A 3,230-nucleotide genomic window follows, 5' to 3' on the forward strand; every position below is an offset into this window, starting at 1 on the left:
ATTTGCTGAGCTCTATCATGATCCCGGAATAGTCCAGACACTGTCTGGACAATTGAGCTGGTCACATTTTGTTGAACTCATTAAAATAGATGATGATCTTCAAAGGGACTTTTATGCAGAGATGTGCAGGATCGAACGATGGAGTGTTCGTCTTCTTAAAGCAAAGATCCAGGGTATGCTCTTTGAGAGGACTGCTCTTTCAAGAAAACCAGAGGAGTTAGCCAGGCAGGAACTCGAAGCTCTCCGGACAGAGGACCAGATGAGTCCGGATCTGGTTTTTCGTGATCCGTATTTCCTTGATTTCCTCGGGCTTTCTGATACCTACTCTGAAAAGGATATTGAATCTGGTATTATCCGGGAGATTGAGCGATTCATCCTTGAGATGGGATCTGATTTCTCGTTTATCGCGAGGCAGAAGAGGATCACCATCGACGCAGAGGATTATTATATTGACCTCCTCTTCTTTCACCGCCGGCTCAGGTGTCTTATTGCGATTGACCTGAAGCTCGGGAGGTTTCAGGCTGCTGATAAGGGTCAGATGGAACTATATCTCCGGTGGCTTGATAAATACGAACGGGTTCCCGGTGAAGAGTCACCAATGGGTCTGATTCTCTGTGCCGGGAAGTCTGCTGAGCACGTGGAGCTGCTCGGGCTTTCGGAGAGTGGGATACGGGTTGCTGAATACCTGACCGAACTGCCACCGAGAGAACTCCTTGAGGCAAAACTGAAGAGTGCGATGGAGAGGGCACAGAATCAGTTCGGGAAAGAGGATGAGGATATTTATTCAGAGAAGGTGGGAAGCTAGATGGATTTTTCAGACCTGGTTCATTGCATCTCGGAGGTCAATACTGAGCTGACAAAGCAGGCGACAAAAGCGGTAAACCGATCACTGACCCTGCGAAACTGGCTTATTGGGTATTATATACGTGAATTCGAGCAACATGGATCTGACCGGGCATTATATGGTGAATCCCTCCTTGACCTTATAGCGGCCCGTTTGTCTGATATTTCCGGATTTTCAGCCCGTACTCTCCGGTTATATCGCCAGTTCTATCTGGTATATCCGAACATTTGGCAAACACTGTCTGCCGAATCTGTATGTCCTGAAAAATGGCAATCATTGTTTGCCAAATTCAATCCCGCTCATCTTCTGCAACCATGCGGCGTGGAAATCCCGATTCATAATATGAAGGCCGGGCGGGATGATATCCTGATGAACCTCTCATTCAGCCATTTTACTCTCCTGATGCCGATAGACGATCCCCTAAAACGCCGGTTTTACGAGGTGGAGTGCGTCAGGGGGAACTGGTCGGTCAGGGAGCTGAAACGGCAGATTGAAAGTCTATACTTTGAACGATCCGCTCTCTCACAGGATAAAAAAGCATTATCCGAACATGTTCATGCCGGAGCACAGGCAGACTCACCCAACCTAGTCATCCGGGATCCCTATGTCTTCGAATTTCTCGGTCTTAAAAGTCAGGAAGTCATGTATGAGTCTGATCTTGAAGAGGCTCTTCTCCGCAAACTTGAGTCATTTCTGCTTGAACTTGGGTACGGGTTCTGTTTTGAGGCCAGGCAGAAACGGATCATGATCGGTGATGAATACTTCTTTGTTGATCTCGTGTTCTATCACCGGGTGCTGAAGTGTCATGTACTCATTGAACTGAAGACCGGCGGGTTTTCGCATGAGGCACTAGGACAGTTGAATACGTATCTGAATTATTTCAAGGCTCATCTTATGACCGAGGGGGATAATCCTCCGGTCGGGTTACTTCTGTGTACAGAAAAGAATCATGCCCTTGTGCAGTATGCCTGTGCCGGGATAGATAATCAGGTGTTTGTATCGAAGTATCAGGTAGGGCTTCCGGGGCCTGAGGAGATCCGGGAGTTTGTTGAGGGTGTGATCCGGAATGAGTGATATCATGAATATTTGGAGGGTAGTCGATTGAAATCAATCTGGCCACTTGTCCCAATTGAAGATTGTATGGATACAATAATCGATTATCGAGGAAAAACTCCGAACAAAACTTCATTTGGAATACCTTTAATAACTGCAAAAATTGTTAAGGACGGAAAAATTCTCACCCCCAATGAATTTATTGATCCAAATGATTATGATGAGTGGATGAGACGAGGGTTACCTGAAAAAGGGGATATCGTCCTTACAACTGAGGCACCGCTAGGGGAAGTTGCCCAATTGGATGGAAGGAAAGTAGCTCTCGCACAAAGGATAATTACATTACGTGGAAAAAAAGGGTATCTTTTCAATACATTTTTGAAATATGCATTAATTTTTGCCCCAACTCAAGATGCCTTACATGGTAGAGCAAGTGGTACAACTGTAACTGGAATAAAACAAAGTGAACTGAGGAAAATTGTAATCCCTATTCCGGAATATGATGTTCAAAAAGCCATCGCCCACATCCTCGGCACTCTCGACGACAAGATCGAACTCAACCGCCGGATGAACGAAACTCTCGAATCCATCGCTCGGGCCATCTTCAAGAGCTGGTTCATCGACTTCGACCCGGTCCGGGCCAAGGCTGAAACCCGGCAGCCGGAGGGGATGGATACGGCAACAGCGGCCCTGTTTCCGAGCGAGTTCGAGACCGTGGAGGGGCAGAAGATACCGAAAGGGTGGAAGATCAAATCATTAGATAAAATGTTTAAGATTGTCATGGGACAATCTCCACCCAGTAGTACATATAATGAAATCAATGAAGGTGTTCCTTTTTTTCAAGGTAAAACAGATTTTGGATTTAGATATCCCACTGTAAGAGTATTCTGTACTGCACCTACAAGATTTGCTAATCCAGGTGATACCCTATTAAGTTTAAGAGCACCAGTAGGGGATGTTAATATTTCTCTTGTACATTCATCAATCGGAAGAGGAATAGCAGCATTAAGGCATGAATCTAGTTCCAGATCGTTCACCTATTACGCCTTAAAATCATTATATCATGAATTTATTCAATATGATAGTAATGGAACCGTTTTTGGGTGTTTAACTAAAGATTCTTTTAAGTCACTATCATTTATTCAACCACCCAATGAATTGATTAATTTATTTGAAAAAACTGTATCATCATTAGATTCAAAAATAGAAAGTAATGAAAACAGTATTTTATTATTATCCTCTATCCAGTATCTCCGAATGAATCTGAAACATCCATTGGAAACTAAACTATTTCTTCTGTAGTGATTTTTTCGTCAACGACATTCAACGAAAC

Annotated in this window: 3 protein-coding genes; all 3 read left to right on the forward strand. The window is 44.1% G+C overall.

The genetic code is table 11. The annotated features are described in order from the left end of the window. The coding region (locus LDL35_RS15075; protein WP_304024013.1) for a YhcG family protein at positions 1–805 on the forward strand (805 nt) is incomplete at its 5' end. Then, positions 806–1,918 carry a YhcG family protein gene (locus tag LDL35_RS15080; RefSeq protein WP_304024016.1) on the forward strand — a complete coding sequence of 371 codons (1,113 nt, stop codon included), beginning with the start codon at positions 806–808 and terminating at the stop codon, positions 1,916–1,918. Between the two features lie 66 nt (positions 1,919–1,984). Beyond that, positions 1,985–3,199, forward strand: a complete 1,215-nt coding sequence (locus LDL35_RS15085) for a restriction endonuclease subunit S (protein ID WP_304024019.1) — start codon at positions 1,985–1,987, stop codon at positions 3,197–3,199. The last annotated feature ends 31 nt before the right edge of the window (positions 3,200–3,230 follow it).

It is taken from the genome of Methanospirillum hungatei (genome assembly GCF_020216685.1).
Classification (GTDB): Archaea; Halobacteriota; Methanomicrobia; order Methanomicrobiales; family Methanospirillaceae; genus Methanospirillum; species Methanospirillum hungatei_B.